10 protein-coding genes are annotated in these 17,201 nt (G+C 40.3%); 2 read left to right on the top strand and 8 right to left on the bottom strand.

Features of this window, described 5'->3' with window-relative positions:
- Positions 1–11: 11 nt before the first annotated feature.
- The 6 genes from secA to mnmE form a co-directional block, all read right to left on the bottom strand.
- Positions 12–3,293 (bottom strand): preprotein translocase subunit SecA, encoded by a 3,282-nt coding sequence (gene secA, locus FHG85_RS07285; protein ID WP_173074455.1) that lies wholly within the window; start codon positions 3,291–3,293, stop codon positions 12–14.
- A 252-nt stretch (positions 3,294–3,545) separates the two neighbouring features.
- Positions 3,546–4,055 (bottom strand): ferritin, encoded by a 510-nt coding sequence (locus tag FHG85_RS07280; protein WP_173074454.1) that lies wholly within the window; start codon positions 4,053–4,055, stop codon positions 3,546–3,548.
- Positions 4,056–4,110: 55 nt separating this feature from the next.
- Entirely contained in the window at positions 4,111–5,817 is a 1,707-nt protein-coding gene (locus FHG85_RS07275; RefSeq protein ID WP_173074453.1) for a DNA polymerase III subunit gamma/tau, read from the bottom strand.
- A gap of 813 nt (positions 5,818–6,630) precedes the next feature.
- Positions 6,631–8,883: a xanthine dehydrogenase molybdopterin binding subunit gene (locus tag FHG85_RS07270; RefSeq protein ID WP_220429185.1), complete on the bottom strand. Its 2,253-nt coding sequence runs from the start codon at positions 8,881–8,883 to the stop codon at positions 6,631–6,633.
- A gap of 9 nt (positions 8,884–8,892) precedes the next feature.
- Positions 8,893–10,290: an FAD binding domain-containing protein gene (locus FHG85_RS07265; protein WP_173074452.1), complete on the bottom strand. Its 1,398-nt coding sequence runs from the start codon at positions 10,288–10,290 to the stop codon at positions 8,893–8,895.
- Between the two features lie 189 nt (positions 10,291–10,479).
- Positions 10,480–11,883, bottom strand: a complete 1,404-nt coding sequence (gene mnmE / locus FHG85_RS07260) for a tRNA uridine-5-carboxymethylaminomethyl(34) synthesis GTPase MnmE (RefSeq protein WP_173074451.1) — start codon at positions 11,881–11,883, stop codon at positions 10,480–10,482.
- Between the two features lie 308 nt (positions 11,884–12,191).
- On the opposite strand from mnmE, the gene FHG85_RS07255 reads away from it, so the two are divergent.
- Entirely contained in the window at positions 12,192–12,800 is a 609-nt protein-coding gene (locus FHG85_RS07255) for a hypothetical protein (RefSeq protein ID WP_173074450.1), read from the top strand.
- A gap of 97 nt (positions 12,801–12,897) precedes the next feature.
- Entirely contained in the window at positions 12,898–14,313 is a 1,416-nt protein-coding gene (locus FHG85_RS07250; protein ID WP_173074448.1) for an alanine/glycine:cation symporter family protein, read from the top strand.
- Between the two features lie 258 nt (positions 14,314–14,571).
- On the opposite strand, the gene FHG85_RS07245 is transcribed toward FHG85_RS07250, so the two are convergent.
- Together FHG85_RS07245 and FHG85_RS07240 are read right to left on the bottom strand one after the other, a co-directional pair.
- Positions 14,572–16,674 carry a response regulator gene (locus FHG85_RS07245; protein ID WP_173074446.1) on the bottom strand — a complete coding sequence of 701 codons (2,103 nt, stop codon included), beginning with the start codon at positions 16,672–16,674 and terminating at the stop codon, positions 14,572–14,574.
- A gap of 79 nt (positions 16,675–16,753) precedes the next feature.
- Positions 16,754–17,197, bottom strand: coding sequence for a response regulator (locus tag FHG85_RS07240; protein ID WP_173074444.1), 444 nt, complete (start codon positions 17,195–17,197; stop codon positions 16,754–16,756).
- Positions 17,198–17,201: the final 4 nt, after the last annotated feature.

Genomic DNA, 17,201 nt, shown 5'->3' with positions numbered 1-17,201 from the left:
ATCTAACTGTTTTACTGATTTTTACCGTGACAATGTTTGTATTTTTTACCGCTCCCACATGGGCAGGGGTCGTTTCGTCCCACTTTTACTTCAACCTTAACAGGTTGTTGAGTTTTTTCTTGTGTATTGGCAGCTGCCTGAAGGGCATCGTTGCGGCTTGTTTGATACTTGCTCATATCGGTACGACGACGTTGTCGTGCCTCCTGAACTTGGTTGGGGTCGCGAAGCGGGATAAAGGCTTTAACCAGAATTGAAACAATTTCGCGGTTAAGTTTGTCAATCATATCGCGGAATAGGTTGAAGGCCTCAAGCTTATAAATAAGCAACGGGTCTTTCTGTTCATAAACCGCATTCTGAACGCTTTGTTTTAGCTCATCCATCTCGCGAAGGTGTTCCTTCCAATACTCGTCAATGGTAAAGAGAATCACATTTTTAGTGAAGGCTTTAATAAGCTCTTTACCACCACTTTCGTATGCTTTTTTCAGATTGGCAACAATCTGATAGGTTTTTTGCCCGTCGGAGATAGGAACAACAATGTTCTCGTAAACTGCCGATTGTTTTTCGTAAACCTCTTTAATTACCGGATATGCTTGGCGTGCAATGTCTTGTGCTTTTCTATCGTACGATTCAATGGCAACCTTGTATAGCCTTTCAGCTATTTCCGATGATTTTAAATCGAGATATTCTTCTTCGGTAATAGGAACATCGAGCGAAAACTGTCTGATAATTTCAAGCTTGAAATCCTCAAAACTATATGTTCCATGGAATTCGCTAACAATTGCCTCGCAAACATCCATGAACATGTTAGAAATATCAACATCAATTCTTTCGCCAAAGAGAGCATGCCTACGACGTTTGTATATCACCTCACGTTGGGCGTTCATAACATCGTCGTATTCAAGCAAACGCTTACGTATTCCAAAGTTGTTTTCTTCAACTTTCTTTTGGGCACGCTCAATAGATTTTGAAACCATTGAGTGTTGAATAACATCACCTTCCTTGTGTCCCATGGCATCCATTACGCGGGCGATTCGGTCGGAGCCAAATAGTCGCATTAGGTCATCCTCAAGCGAAACGTAGAATTGCGATGAGCCTGGGTCGCCTTGACGTCCTGCACGACCTCGCAACTGACGGTCGACACGGCGTGATTCGTGGCGCTCGGTTCCGATGATAGCCAAACCTCCAGCCGCTCTCGACTCGGGTGTTAGCTTTATGTCGGTACCACGACCAGCCATATTGGTTGCTATGGTTACTGTTTTAGGTAATCCGGCATGCGCAACAATTTCGGCCTCGCGTTGGTGCTGTTTAGCATTTAGCACATTATGTTTTATCCCTTTAAGCTTTAGCATTCGGCTTAATAGCTCCGAAACTTCTACAGATGTGGTACCAACCAGAACAGGTCTGTTTGCTTCTCTTAATCGAACTATCTCATCGATAACGGCATTGTATTTTTCACGCTTGGTTTTGTATACCAAATCTTCTTTGTCCTCTCTAATAACAGGCTTGTTGGTTGGAATAACAACCACATCAAGTTTATAGATGCTCCAGAACTCACCAGCTTCAGTTTCGGCAGTACCAGTCATACCCGCAAGTTTGTGGTACATACGGAAGTAGTTCTGAAGGGTGATTGTGGCGAATGTTTGTGTAGCAGCTTCTACTTTTACGCGTTCTTTGGCCTCAATCGCTTGGTGCAAACCATCGGAATATCTACGTCCTTCAAGTATACGGCCTGTTTGCTCATCAACAATTTTTACCTTGTTGTCCATCACCACATACTCCACATCCTTTTCGAACATGGTGTATGCCTTAAGAAGCTGATGAACTGTATGAACGCGCTCCGATTTTACTGCAAAATCTCTTAGAAGCTCATCTTTTTTAGCCAACTTCTCTCCATGAGAGATGTCCATCTTCTCAATATCGGCAATTTCGCTTCCAATATCGGGCAGAACAAAGAATTTCGGGTCGTCGGCTGTACTTGTTATCAGGTCGATACCTTTATCGGTTAGTTCAACAGAGTTTTGCTTTTCGTCAATAACAAAGAACAAATCATCGGTAATAAGATGCATGTTGCGGTTGTTGTCCTGCATGTAGTAGTTTTCGGTTTTGAGCAACAGCGCCTTATTACCTTGTTCGCTTAACAGCTTAATAAGGGGTTTGTACTTAGGCCATCCTTTATGTGCACGTAGCAGCAATTTACCAGCTTCTTCGGTTTTACCTTCGGAAAGCATTTTACGAGCATCGGAAAGTATTTGGGTGATGAGTGCACGTTGGGCGCTAACCAGCTTTTCCACTTTGGGTCGATACTCTTCAAACAGCTGGTCGTCGCCTTTAGGAACTGGACCTGAGATAATAAGTGGGGTACGGGCATCGTCAATTAAAACCGAGTCAACCTCGTCCACAATGGCATAGTGATGCTTTCGTTGCACCAAATCTTCAGGGGCAATGGCCATGTTATCGCGAAGATAATCGAAGCCAAACTCGTTATTTGTACCAAAAGTAATATCGCTATTGTATGCCTGACGACGATCTTCGGAGTTTGGTTGGTGCTTGTCGATACAATCAACCGATAGGCCATGGAATTGGTAAATTGGTCCCATCCATTCAGAGTCACGACGTGCCAGGTAGTCGTTTACGGTTACCACGTGAACGCCTTTACCAGCAAGAGCATTTAGGAACACCGGTAGGGTAGCAACTAAGGTTTTCCCTTCACCTGTGGCCATCTCGGCAATTTTGCCTTGATGCAAAACAACTCCACCAATAAGCTGCACATCGTAGTGAACCATGTCCCATACAATCTCATTACCACCAGCCATCCAGCGATTTTTGTATATAGCCTTATCGCCATTAATGGTTACAAAATCTTTTTCTGCTGCCAGTTGGCGGTCAAAATCGGTAGCGGTAACCTCGATGGTTTCGTTCTCCTTGAAACGACGAGCAGTATCCTTAACAATAGCAAAGGCATCGGGAAGTATTTCGTTGAGTATTTCCTCAATTTTTTCGTCAATACGCTCAGTTAGCTTTTCAATCTCCTTATAAATTCTATCCTTTTCGTCATATCCAATTTCATCGGATTCCATTTGAGCCTTTAGCTCCTCGAGCTTTGCTTCGTCTTCAGCAATATAATCGCGAACAACCTTCTTCAGCTTAGCAGATTCCTGTCGAAGTTCATCGTTGGTTAGACTCTTATATTTGGGATATACCTCTCTAATTTTGTTGACAATAGGCATTATCTCGCGTAGGTCGCGATCAGACTTTGTTCCAAAGAATTTTGTTAGTAAATTATTTAAGCCCATTTTGTTGATTTTTAAACGATTTTCTTTAAAAGCCTACAAATTTACTTGATTTTTTTAGATAACGAAATGAATCATTCATCTAATTCAACTTTCACAAACACAGATTAACAGAAATTTATTGTTAGCCCTTTTACCTAAAATCATAATTCAACTTTATCCTGATTAATTAGCATTTTATTACAAGAAAGTATGATGTTGGGTATAAAAAAAGAGGCCTAAGCCTCTTTTTGATATCAAAAATAATTCAAGAAATTATTCTGCTTTTGTTGCATCGACAAAAACACGTTGTTTTAGTTCACGGTCCATCATAAATAGGCCATTACCATTGCCATTTATTAGCTTTAGGTTGTCGATAATTTCTTGAGCATTAGCTTCCTCTTCAACCTGTTCGTCAACAAACCATTGAAGCATGCTTTTTGCTGCATGGTCCTTAACCTCAATGGCAATGTCCATAAGATTGTTTATTAAACGGGTAACCTCTTTTTCGTGCTTAAGGGTTTCTTCCATAGCATGTAACGGGGAATCCCATTTAGTTGGAACTTCTTTAATTGGTTTCAGCTCTGGCTTGCAGCCACGTTCAATTAAATAGTCGAAAAATTTCATGGCATGCGATAGCTCTTCTTGCCATTGTACTTTGAACCAGTTTGCAAATCCGTTTAAACCTGCATCGGCAAAGTGTGCCGACATGGAAAGGTAAAGGTATGCCGACCAAATTTCGGCATTTATTTGCTCATTGATAACTTGTTGTAATTTCTCGTTCATAGCATTTCTATTTTTATGTTGAAACAAATTTAATTCTATTCCTACTATATAACAACTATTCGAAGTCAAGGTTTAGCTGCTGCTTAAATCGAATAAGGGTGGGGTTGCGTTCTGCCATAAAACGGAACTTGTCGTCGGGTGTGTAAAGTCGCGGTTTGCCATTTTCTTCAACAGCTTCTACAATCTCTTCAGTAATATTGATATTTAAGGTGCCAAGCTGTTTTTTAAAGTAGGTGATAACATCTTTTTTAATCTCCGAGAAAAGTTCAATTTGGATTTGCCCCTCAAATCCAACAATAATGGTATTATCGTCTTTGAGTTTTGGTTTGTAGGTCTGCATAAGACTAAAATGCGCAGGCTTACTCTTTTCAATTGAAGCAGCATAGGACTCCCAGGCATTTAGAACCTCTTCGGCAGATAGAGGCTTTGACCGTGTGCTGGTTGGAACAATCTCTTCTTCAACCTTTTCTTCGGTCTTTGAATTTTGATACGGGTTTTCGGAAGGCGTTGAGTTTAATGCCTTTTTAATTGAAGTTGTCTTAATTGGTGGTTTCCGGGTTTGGGCAGATGGCTTTGTTTTATTAGATACCGACGTAGCCTTTGATTTAGGCTGAGTGAAGTCTGACTCCTCTACTTCATCTTCTAATTGACCTTCGTTAGATTTTTTTTTTTGATTAAGCCCACAAAGCTTAATTAACATCAGCTCAACATGCAGGCGTTGATTTGGACTTTGCCGAAAGGCAACGTCAAACTGGTTGGTGACCTCAAGAGCTTCAATTAGAAATGAAGAAGAACAGGCCTTGGCCATCTCCTTATACTTGTCGGCTATAGCAGCCCCAACCTCAAGCAAAGGTACAGTTTTGGGGTCGTGACAAACCAACACATTACGCAGATGTAAGCTTAGTCCAGTAATGAACTGCTGGGCATCGAAGCCTTTAGAGAGCAACTCGTCGAAAATTTGAAGCGAGTCGGCAAAATCGCCCTTAAGAAAGTTTTCTGTTAGGCGGAAATAGTACTGGTAATCAAGTACGTTAAGGTTCTCTATAACCTTTTGGTAGGTGATGTGGTTGTTACTAAAGCTAACAACTTGGTCGTAAATTGAAAGCGCATCGCGCATAGCCCCGTCGGCCTTTTGGGCGATGATGTTAAGCGCCTCAACTTCGTATTCAACACCTTCGGTGTTTGCTATATATTCTAAATACTTAACAGTATCTTCAACACGAATACGGTTAAAGTCGAAAATTTGGCATCGGGAAAGAATAGTGGGCAAAATCTTGTGCTTTTCGGTAGTAGCCATAATGAAAATGGCATGAGCGGGTGGCTCTTCAAGGGTTTTAAGGAAAGCGTTAAAAGCGCTTTGCGATAGCATGTGAACCTCATCAATGATATAAACGCTATACTTACCAATTTGGGGAGGGATGCGAACCTGCTCAATGAGCTTGCGGATATCCTCTACCGAGTTGTTTGATGCTGCATCGAGCTCATGGATATTGTATGACCGGTTGGAGTTAAATGACTTACAACTTTCGCACTCGTTACAAGCCTCAAGTTCAGATGTAAGGTTTTGGCAGTTGATGGTTTTGGCAAATATACGTGCACATGTTGTTTTCCCAACACCACGTGGACCGCAAAAAAGGTAGGCTTGTGCAAGTTGCTTACGCTGAATAGCATTCTTTAAGGTGGTTGTAATTGACGATTGTCCAACCACACTTCGGAATGTTGTCGGTCTGTATTTCCGAGCCGATACTACAAAGTTTTCCATTCTGCCAATTTTTCAATAGCAAAAATAACAAAATAGGATTACCTACAATGAGGAAGGTTATAATTAATTGGTTAATGTTTTGATATACAGATAAATAATTTATCAACAGGCTTGATTAGATAAAGAATGCTTTTTTGGTGTCGGTTTACAGTGTTCAGTGTTCAGTGTACAGTGTACAGAGGGATGTCATGCATAGCTTGCCGAGGCAGCTCTGATGGAAGAATATGAGGAAGTTAGAGGAAGGTAAAAGAATGAAACGGAATGAATCGGAAATATTCGGAAGGAGTCGGAAGAACAGTGTTTGGTGTTTAGTTTTTGGTATTTCGAGAATTGATAGCCCTGTGTACCTTCCAATAGATCCTTCGCTTCGCTCAGGATGACAAGCCAAGCCGTAGAAGGTGCTGGGTGAAACGCAATTGTTTTATTTTTATCTACATTTTTATGTAGACTTTATTTAGGACGGGTCATCTTTTAACGTTTAACGTTTAACGTTTAACGCTTATCGTGTTTGGTATTTCGAGAATTGATAGCCCTGTGTACCTACCTTTAGATCCTTCGCTTCGCTCAGGATGACAAGCCAAGCCGTAGAAGGTGCTGCGTGAAACGCAATTGTTTTATTCATATCTACATTTTTATGTAGATTTTATTTAGGACGGGTCATCGTTTATCATTTAACTTTTAACGATTAACTTTTAACGACTAACTTTTAACGCTTAACGTTTTTCGCCCCCTTTCCATTTTCTACTGACAGATTCCTTTAGCTTATAACTTTAACTTAATACTCTAGCGTATAGTTTTGTTACGTAATTATTTCTATTCATAAAGCTGCATTAGCACCTTCTCTGGAGTCAATGGGGAATCAAATTTGAGCGTGTGTTTGGGATTAAAGGCTTTTATGGCGTTTTGAATGGCGAAGTAGGCTGCAATACCATACATGAAGGGCGGTTCGCCAATGGCTTTTGAACGTAGAACGGCCAAATCGGGGCCATTGGTAGGGAGAGGAATGCATTCAATGGTTTTTGGAGCAAAAAAGATGTCGGGTACCTTGTAGGTTGATAGGCTATTTGAGAGCAATTTGCCTTTTTTATCGAAAACCAGCTCTTCCATGGTAAGCCAGCCAATACCTTGAACAACAGCACCTTCAACTTGGCCTAAATCGATAGTGGGGTTTATGCTATTGCCAAAATCATGAACAATATGTACATCATCTATGGTGTAAGTACCTCTAATGCAATCGACAGTTGTAGTAATTATAGCAGTTCCATAAACATGGTAGGCAAATGGGTGCCCTTTCTCTTTTGTCTTGTCGAAGTGAATAATTGGGGTAGCATAGTGACCATTCTCGGAAAGAGCAACTCGTTTTAGATGAGCTGATTTTACAAGGTTTTGCCAATGAAGCTGTGTGGGGTTCCCGTTGTGAGTAATAACCTCGTTCTCGATATTTAGCTCATCCTCGTTAAAACCTAGTTCCTCAGCTGCAACCTTGATCAATCGTTTTTTAAGGGCAGAGGTGGCTATTCGGACTGCATTACCGTTTAGGTCGGCACCACTACTTGCAGCGGTAGGTGAGGTGTTGGCAACTCTGCTTGTGTTGGTTGAGTGTACCTTAATCCTTTTAATATCAATTCCAAGAACTATGGAGGCAACCTGTGCAAGCTTGGTGTTAACTCCTTGTCCCATTTCTATAGCACCAGTGCTAATCGATACACTCCCATCCTGATATATATGAACCAACGCACGAGCCTGATTCATTGATGTGTTGGTAAACGAAATGCCAAAGCATAGAGGCATTACAGCCATTCCCCGCTTGCTGTACTTGTTAATTTTATTGTAGTTCTCAACCGACTTTTTAAGATTTTCAAAATCAAACTTTTCGTAAGCTAGTTCAAAGCTTTTGCGGGCGTTAACATTCTCGGCCTTCTGCCCATACTGAAATTCATCGCTCTCATTGAGCAGGTTGGCTTTTTGAATTTCAATGGTATCAACTCCAATTTGCTCAGCAGCTTTTGCAATGGCACTTTCAATTACGAACATTCCCTGCGGGCCACCAAAACCTCTAAAAGCAGTATTAGGAGGTAGGTTCGTTTTGCAGCTATATACGGTTACACGTGTGTTGGGGATAAAATACGAACCAGTGGAATGGAAGAGGGTGCGCTCCATTATTGCGGGCGATAAATCGGCAGCTGCACCGCCATTTTGATACATGGTTGTTTCAAATGCAACAATTTTTAAATCGTCCGATAGGCCAATCTTAAAGTCAGCGCTGTAAGGGTGGCGCTTTCCGGTCATACGCATGTCATCGTGGCGGGGTAAAACTAGTTTTACCGGTTTACCAGTAACATATGTTGCAAGCGCAGCCATTGCTGCAAATCCCGATGCTTGGTCTTCCTTACCACCAAAACCACCACCAAGACGAACCACATCAACCTCCACCATATGCATGGGGATACCTAAAATCCTAGAAATGGTTTTTTGAACGGCAGTAGGTCCTTGGGTTGATGAGTGAACCTTAATGTATCCTCCTTCAACGTTATAGACGTACGCGCCCTGTGTTTCAATGTAAAGATGCTCTTGACCGCCTATATCAACACGGTCTTCAATAATATACTTGCAATTACTCCAGGCGCTATCGGTATTTCCCATTCTAAAGGTTCGGGGTGGAATTAGGAGCAAACCTTTCTCCTTCGCTTCGCGCGGGTCGGTAACTGGCTCAAGCTCCTTGTAATCTATTTTAACTAAGCTTGCAGCTTTACGAGCTATTCGTTCTGTTTTAGCAACCACAATGGCAATGGGTTGTCCCTGGTAATGAACTTCATGTTCGGCAAGTAGTGTTTCATCTTCAATAATGCTGCCTATCTGATTCTCGCCTGGTATGTCGGAATGTAAAATAATCCTCTCAACACCATCAATTTTAGCAGCTTCATCAAAATTTATATTGATGATTTTGGCATGTGCCAAAGCCGAGCCTACTATTGCAGCATGGAGCGTGCCTGCTATTGTAGGAATATCATCAAGGTAAACCGATTTTCCTGTAACGTGACCTATAGTATCGATATTTTTCATCATGAACGCTTTTTAGATTAGCTTTTCAAATTCATCGCCTACCACCTTTTGGAGGTGTGCTTTGAATAGCTGTTTTAGGAGCAAACGTTTATACTCAGCTGTTCCCCTGATATCGCTAATTGGTGAAATCTCGTTGTCGATTAGCTCAAGGGCATTAGCAATAGTGTCCTTGTTAATGGGGTTGCCATTCATGAAAGTTGAAGTCTTTTCAAGGTATAGAGGGTAGGGCGCAACACCACCAGCCGAAAGCCTGCACTTGGTTATAACGCCATTGTCAAACTCAATTAGCAAGGCAGTATTTACACTTGCAATATCTAAATACTTACGTTTGCTTACCTTCTCGAAGCTAAATGTTGATTTAGGTTTAGGCAATTCAAAAGTGATGAACTGGATTAGCTCCCCTGGCTCTAAATCGAGCTGTTTGTAACCTATAAAAAGCTTGTTGAGTGGAATCTGGCGGGTTTTGCCATTATTTATGGTAGTTATTTGAGCGTTCAGAGCTAGAAGCATTACGCTTAAATCGCCTATGGGTGAGGCATTTACTATGTTTCCAGCCACAGAGGCCATGTTCCTTATAGGCTCCGATGATACAAGCAAAAGGTATTCGTCGAGTTTGGGGAAACGCTCTAAAAGCTCTTTGTTTTTAAGTAGATGATTAACGGTTGTGGCTCCACCTATTGTGCAGGTGCAGTCGCTTATTGTAATATGGTTGGGTAGGTTGATGTTATATGTCGATTTGATTTTTTGCTCGTAAATTTTATCGGGTTGCTGCACCATTAAATCGGTTCCACCAGCAATTACTTTTGTTGAATTTTCTTCGTCTGGCTCAAAGGGCTTAATCTGCTTAAGCTTTTCGGGTATACTAGTGAAATATTTTGGAAGAAATCCCTTGTTAACCAGCCAGCCAATTGGGTTGTTTAAGTCTTTGTTTTGTAAAGCGTTGGAAATATCGGCGGCTGCACGTTCAATTGATTTGTAGCCAGTGCATCGGCAAATGTTTCCCGCCACCGATTCAACTGCTTTTTGAGTCGATGGATTTTCGCTGTTTAAGCAAAAACCAGTAAACGACATTATAAAACCAGGTGTGCAAAAACCGCATTGTGTTGCCGCATTGTCGGCCATGGCCTGTTGAACAGGAGTCAGCTTTTCGTTAAGGTTGATTCCCTCAATGGTCACCACATGCTTACCATGCACGTTTATAATTGGATACAAGCAAGAGGTTACGCTATAATAGTTTATTTTGCCATCAGCTAGCTCACCAATGAGCACCGTGCAGGCACCACAGTCGCCTTCGCGACATCCAACTTTGGTTCCAGGTAGGTTTGCTTCGTATCGGATAAAATCAAGCAAACTCATTCCAGGGTTACAACTCGTGCTAATCGGGTTTTCGTTAAGAATAAAATTTATCATCGCCTTATATTATATCCCTGACAAGATACAAATTGATGTATAAAAATATCAAGATAATTTATAAAAATAGAATAAAATAATAGCAAAATCAATAGTTGGTTGTGTTTTGTTCTTGCTATCTTGAATTTTATGTTGATGTTGATATGACTAGCGTTGTAAGACTTAGTGTTTATGCTTCATTTTCAGATACTATTTGCCTATACAGAATTTAGAAAATATGTATCCTAAAACCTCATCGTTGGAAATTTCGCCAGTTATTTCTCCCAGATAGTCGAGTGCCTGGTAGATATCAACCGCTAAAAGGTCGCCGCTTATGTTGGCCTTTAGGCCATCAATTACCTGAGTCAAGCTTTCGCGGGCTTGAATTAATGCATTGTAGTGGCGGACATTGGTTACTATAACATCTACGTTCTCAGGGATATCTATTTTTCCTAAATCGATAAGCATTTGTTGTAGCGCATCGATGTTATGTCCAGCCTTGGCAGAGATGGCTAATGCATTGTAGCCCTTTTGATTTAAAACAGAAGTTAGCTCATCAACATGATTTTGTGTCGACTTATCTTCCTTATTAACCAGAACGATAAGCTTTTGTGAGCTTGTAATTCGCTTCGTAAACTCGTTTAGCTCTTCTATGACCTCGTTGGCAGTGCATAGGGCATCGGTGAGATAAAGAACAATGCGTGCCTTTTCAATCTTATTGTAGGCACGTTCTATCCCAATACTTTCAATGGTGTCGGTTGTATGGCGAATTCCAGCGGTATCGATAAAGCGAAAGTTGATACCACCTAAATGAATAGTATCCTCAATGGTATCGCGAGTAGTTCCAGCAATCTCCGAAACTATTGCTTTCTCCTCGTTTAGCAAGCGGTTGAGCAGGGTTGATTTTCCAACATTTGGTTTACCAGCAATGGTAACAGGTATTCCAGATTTAATGGCGTTTCCTTGGCTGAATGTTGCAGATAGCTTATCAATCTCGGCTATAATCGTACTTATCAGGTTGGTAAGTTCGGTTCTATCGGCAAACTCAACATCTTCCTCGCTAAAATCGAGTTCCAGCTCAACGAGGGCGGTAAATTTTAGTAGCTCATTTCGGAGTTCTGCCAGCTTATTCGAAATACCACCACGCATTTGGTTTAGCGCCACACGACGTGCTGTTTCATTGGTAGATGCTATCAGGTCGGCAATGGCTTCGGCTTGCGAAAGGTCGATTTTACCATTCATAAACGCTCTTAGCGTAAATTCCCCGGGTTGGGCAAGTTGTGCGCCATTACGCACAAAAAGTTCCAAGAGCTGCTGTTGGATTACAACCGAACCGTGGCACGATATCTCCACTACATCCTCACCTGTGTAGCTATGGGGCGCTTTAAAAAGGCTGACAAGAACCTGGTCGACCTCGCGATTGCCATCCATTATGGAACCGTAATGTATGGTGTATGGTGCTTGCTCCAAAAGACTTTTCTTCTTTTTTACTGGGCGAAACAGCTTATCGGTTATTTCAATTGCTTTGCTACCACTTAAACGGATTACTGCAATGGCTCCCATTCCTGGGGGAGTTGCTATGGCTGCTATGGTTGTGGTATTATTGAGGGTCATAAACTGAAGTTACTTTTTTATCTCATCAAGTTATAAAACACTTACTATGTATGCTAAAAAAATGATATTTCAGTAAGTCATAATAAATATGGGCAAAGGTAATCCCTTTAGGTGATTATGGCAAAGGTTAACCATAATTTATGATTTCTTAAATAAAGGGTTATGAACAAAGAAAAATGTTTTTTTAATTAAATATTCTTACTTAATTTTTTTTTGATTAGATATTTTTAATTTTATCGTTTATTATGTTTAGCATTTCAGGTTAAAATTTAGTGGTCTTGTTATTGTTCCATTTAAAACTATTGAAAATGAAAAAATTGGTATCATTATGGCTTTTAGGCATCGTTATTTCATTTGGTGCCAACGCGCAAAAGTCTTCTGGAATGTTTTTTAACATGGGAAGCGGCTATATTTACAACACCAATCAGCCCGATTTTTACAAGTATACAATTGGACGTGCCATGAGTTTTGGGCTTTACAATCATTTTATGATTAAGAGTGTCCCAAGCAAGTTGAATTTCGATTTTTCGCTGAATAATTTTAACTATCAGGCCGATTCCATTGGTGCTGTTGCTCTTCAGAATAAGATAGGGGTTGATTTTTTTATTAATCCATTTCATTCAGATGGTGAACTTTTTAAAATGTATTTGGCTGTTGGGGTATATAGTGTATTTCAGACACGCTCTTTTGAGCCCAGCTCAAATCTTGAAACCATTAACGATGGTTTTTCGGGATATGCTGGTTTAGCCTTTAAAGTAAACTATGTTTTCCCAATTTATAATACCGATAAGCATGAATCGGCCTTGTCGATTGGTTTTGCATTTTGTCCTAAGGGCTTACTTATTGGTAAATCCGACATTCCTAAATTTACAACTTCAGCATTTACTTTGGGGTTCCAGTTTGGAAGGAAACGCTAGTGTCTATTTAAACTTTTTCTCAATAAACCTGTCTTTTCTTGGACAGGTTTTTGTTTTTTCTATTTTTGCAATCTAACCTAAACCAAACTCTAAAACCATGAATTCTTTTTTGGAAAGTTTCGACTATGTAATTCAGCTTTACAATGAGTATGTAGGTGGGTATCTAATTCTTGCCTTACTTGTACCAACAGGAATTTATTACACTATCAGGCTCAGGTTTTTACAGGTAAGCCATTTTAAACATGCTATTGACCTTGTTCGTGGGAAGTATAGCAAGAAATCGGACACAGGTGATGTTAGCCATTTCAAAGCCTTAACCACTGCCTTATCGGGCACGGTGGGAACTGGAAATATAGTGGGGGTGACCTTGGCTATTTACTATGGCGGTCCAGGAGCAATATTCTGGCTTTGGGTTACTGGTTTTTTTGGTATGATGCTTAAAATGGTAGAATGTACTCTTGCCCAGAAGTTTAGAAAGATAAATGCCGATGGTACCGTTTCGGGTGGTCCAATGTATTATATTGAGCATGGATTAAAGGATAAGCTAGGGATTTGGGCCAAAAGGTTGGCTGTTTTCTTTGCTTTTGCTGGGATTCTTTGCTCATTTGGAACTGGCAATATGGCACAAGCCAACTCTATTTCCGATGTATTAAACACGAGCTACAACATACCTGTGCTTTATACAGGTTTAACCATCTCGGCTCTGGTTTTCCTTATAGTGGTTGGTGGGCTAAAGCGAATTGCCAATGTAACATCCAGATTGGTTCCATTTATGGCAGTAATTTATATCACATCTGCATTAATTGTAATTGGGGTTCACATTTCCGATGTGCCCGCGGCATTTGCATTAATAGTGAAGAGTGCTTTTACTGGGCATGCTGCTACGGGTGGTTTTATTGGGTCAACCTTTTTCATGACCATGATATGGGGAGTTCGTCGTGGATTATTCTCCAACGAAGCCGGACAGGGTTCTGCTCCAATGGCACATGCTGCAGCCAAAACTCCTTATCCCATGCGCGAAGGGTTTGTGGCCTCGCTTGAGCCTTTTATCGATACTCTGCTAATTTGTACTATAACTTCGCTTGTAATTGTATTAACTGGTGTTTGGAAGGTTGACGGTGCAATTAAAGGAGTTGGAATGACAGTTGCTGCTTTCCAGGAAGGTTTAGGTAAAATAGGTTTGGGATTTTTAGCACACCACATGGTAGCAATAAGCCTACTGCTTTTTGCCTTTTCAACCATTATTAGCTGGTCGTACTACGGCACCAGAACTGCTCAGTATATCTTTGGCGATAAGGCCATAAAGCCTTACTACTATTTTTTCACTCTCTTTGTATTCTTTGGCTCAGTTTGGGGAATCGATTTGGTTTGGCACTTTGTTGATATGGTAATCACCTTTATGAGCATTCCTAACCTTATGGCGCTATTGCTTCTATTCCCTGTAATGAAAGCCGAAGCCGATGCCTACCTAAAACGTCTTAAAGCAGGGGAGTTCGACCTGAAGAGTAGGTAGTAGTGGAATAGGTTGGGTTGAAGAATATTAGGGGGATAGAAGAGCAGTGTACAGTGTGCAGTGTACAGTGTACTGTGTGCAGTGTGCAGAGATTTGTCATGCTGAGCTTGTCGAAGCATCTCTGGTGGAAGAATATGAGGAAGTTAGAAGAAGTTAGAGGAATGAATAACACGGAATGATTCGGAAACATTCGGAATGTATCGGAAGTTCATGTGGCAATTCTTGAATCTTAAATCTTAAATCTTGAATTTTTATACTTTAAAAGAATTGCGATATAAGTTCAATTAGCTCTTCCTTGTTAATCGGTTTTGCTATGTAGCCATCACAACCTGCATTAAGAGCCTTTTGGCGATCGTCAATCAGTGCATGTGCGGTTTGAGCAATAATAACAAGATCCTTATTAAGTCGTCTAATTTCCTGGGTAGCCTGATATCCATTCATGTATGGCATCTTTATATCCATGAGTACCAGGTTGATTTCGGGGTTCTGCTTGCACATTTCAACAGCCTCAATCCCCGACTTTGCTATCCACATTTTATTGCTAAACGTTTCCACAATGGTTTGCAGGTATAGTAGATTTATTTCATCATCTTCGGCTATTAAAACATTAAGATTCTTTTTTAATCGACTTTCATCTCTTTGCGATTTAGGATCTTGAAGCTGTTCAGCTTTATTGTTTGTAGTAACTTTGTAAGGAATAGTAAACCAAAATGTTGAGCCCTTTCCTTCAGTGGATTGAACCCAAATTTTTCCCTCCATCAACTCAACATACGACTTGGCAATTGCAAGCCCCAAACCTGAACCTTGGTGTGCACGTTTATCCTCAATGTCAGCCTGCTCAAATCTGTTGAAAACGGCTTCAATCCTGTTACTGGGTATACCAATCCCAGAATCTTCCACAAAAAACTCAACAAAATTATCTTTTACATAGTATCCGATATTGATGGAGCCTTTATCGGTAAACTTTATTGCATTTTTTGTTAGGTTGGTTAGAATTCCAAAAAGTTTATTTTCATCAGCAACAATATCCGCAGCCATATCTGTTAGCGTAGGAATTATGTTTAGAACTATTCCTTTTCTAGCAGCTTCGGGCTTAAATACTCGGTAAATCTCGTTTAGAGTCTTATTGATATTTGTTTCGGTTTCCACAAGCTTTACCTGTCCTGCTTCAATTTTTGAGATATCTATTAAATCGTTAATGGTATTTAAAAGTCTTTTGGCGCTAAGGTTAATTACATTAATGTACTCTTTTTGTTTTATTTCGCTAAGATTTTGGTTCTCAAGGAGATTTGCAAAGCCTAAGATGCTATTCATGGGGGTACGAATCTCGTGACTCATATTAGCAAGGAATACACTTTTAAGCTTATCGCTTTCTTCTGCCTTTTCTTTAGCTCTCTCAAGCTCTTTTACCATCTGGTTTATTTGGTCTATCTTTTCTGTAAGCTCTTTATTCTTTTGTGTGAGCAGCTGGTTTAACTTCTTAAGCTCATCTTTTGATTGCTTGCTTTGTATGGCTAGGCTTATAGGAGCCGATATTATCTCAAGGAGCTCAATATCTTCAGGAGAATAGGCGTCCGTATCGGTATAGCTTTGTATGACCATTACACCAATTACCTTCTCGTCAACTTTAAGAGGTAAACCTAACCATGATAGAGATTCTTTTCCCTGACGCTTTATTTCACCATCTTGCTCTAACTTTTTTAAATCGCTAAGGCTGGCAAGCAATGTTTTTTTGGTTTTAACAACGTAATGCGATATGGTTTTCTCCTTGGGGAAAATATCAATTTTATCAAATTCATCCTTATGAAATGGCAAGCTAAACGAATTAGTGCTATTGTCGTATAGCGCCACAAAAAAATTGGTTGTATCAATTATTTTCGAGAGCTCTTTTTTTACAAGTTCAATAAATTCCTTGAGGTCATCGGTTTTAAGAACTGCCAAAGAAATGTTATAAATAATCTCTTTGGTTTTTTCTAGCTGTGCCGATTTTAGGACATTCTTTATGCTTTCGGGAAGCTTTTGTATATGTTTAGGGGTTTTGATAATATAATCGAAGGCTCCTCTTTTCATCGATTCCACTGCGTACTCCTCGGAGCCAGTTCCGGTTACAATTATTACAGGTGTATCGGGGTAGAATTGTTTGAGGTGATCAATTACCTGTAATCCCTCATAGCCTAATATGTTGAAATCGGATAGCACAATATCGAAACGTTCAACCTTTAGGATCGATTCCAATTCCTCCCTGTTTTTTACCTCGTGCAATAAGAAGTTTGAATGTCCCTTTAAAAGGGCATCTTTTACCAATGCCATATCCAAAGGGTTGTCATCGATATATAATACTTTAATTTTATTCTTCATCATTCTTTGTTATGAAACTTTCAGTATAAACAAATGAATGCTGAGAAAGTTTATAATTATGTGTAAATCAGAAATTTTAACGCTACTCAAGCGGTGGTTCAATGTTTAGAGTTAACCAGTAGTTGGTAATAGATTTAACGACTTCGAGGAAGCCATTAAATGATATGGGTTTGACCAGGTAGCTATTTGCACCCATATCGTAGCTCATTGCCCTATCGCCCTCATCCTTTGATGATGTTAAAACGATAACCGGTATCCGTTTTAATTTTTCGGTGCTTTTAATTTCACGGAGAACATCAAGTCCGGAAATTCTTGGCATCTTAAGATCAAGCAGAATTAGATCGGGTAGCGGATGAAGTTTCCGGTCGGTATAATTTCCCCTACCAAACATATAGTTTAATGCGTCCTCACCATTGTTACATATTTCTATCCTGTTGGATAGATGTACCTGGCGGAAAGCATCCAGGGTGAGTGCTATGTCCATTTCGTTATCCTCAACAAGTAGAATGATGGATTCCCTATCCATAGTT

It is taken from the genome of Tenuifilum thalassicum, from assembly GCF_013265555.1.
GTDB lineage: Bacteria > Bacteroidota > Bacteroidia > Bacteroidales > Tenuifilaceae > Tenuifilum > Tenuifilum thalassicum.
Note: the sequence above shows the minus strand (reverse complement) of the source record. Positions and strands in the feature narration are given on the sequence as shown.

Coding starts and splice junctions, on each gene's coding strand:
- secA (WP_173074455.1), bottom strand. CDS start 3,293: ATGGGCTTAAATAATTTACTAACAAAATTCTTTGGAACAAAGTCTGAT.
- FHG85_RS07280 (WP_173074454.1), bottom strand. CDS start 4,055: ATGAACGAGAAATTACAACAAGTTATCAATGAGCAAATAAATGCCGAA.
- FHG85_RS07275 (WP_173074453.1), bottom strand. CDS start 5,817: ATGGAAAACTTTGTAGTATCGGCTCGGAAATACAGACCGACAACATTC.
- FHG85_RS07270 (WP_220429185.1), bottom strand. CDS start 8,883: ATGATGAAAAATATCGATACTATAGGTCACGTTACAGGAAAATCGGTT.
- FHG85_RS07265 (WP_173074452.1), bottom strand. CDS start 10,290: ATGATAAATTTTATTCTTAACGAAAACCCGATTAGCACGAGTTGTAAC.
- mnmE (WP_173074451.1), bottom strand. CDS start 11,883: ATGACCCTCAATAATACCACAACCATAGCAGCCATAGCAACTCCCCCA.
- FHG85_RS07255 (WP_173074450.1), top strand. CDS start 12,192: ATGAAAAAATTGGTATCATTATGGCTTTTAGGCATCGTTATTTCATTT.
- FHG85_RS07250 (WP_173074448.1), top strand. CDS start 12,898: ATGAATTCTTTTTTGGAAAGTTTCGACTATGTAATTCAGCTTTACAAT.
- FHG85_RS07245 (WP_173074446.1), bottom strand. CDS start 16,674: ATGATGAAGAATAAAATTAAAGTATTATATATCGATGACAACCCTTTG.
- FHG85_RS07240 (WP_173074444.1), bottom strand. CDS start 17,197: ATGGATAGGGAATCCATCATTCTACTTGTTGAGGATAACGAAATGGAC.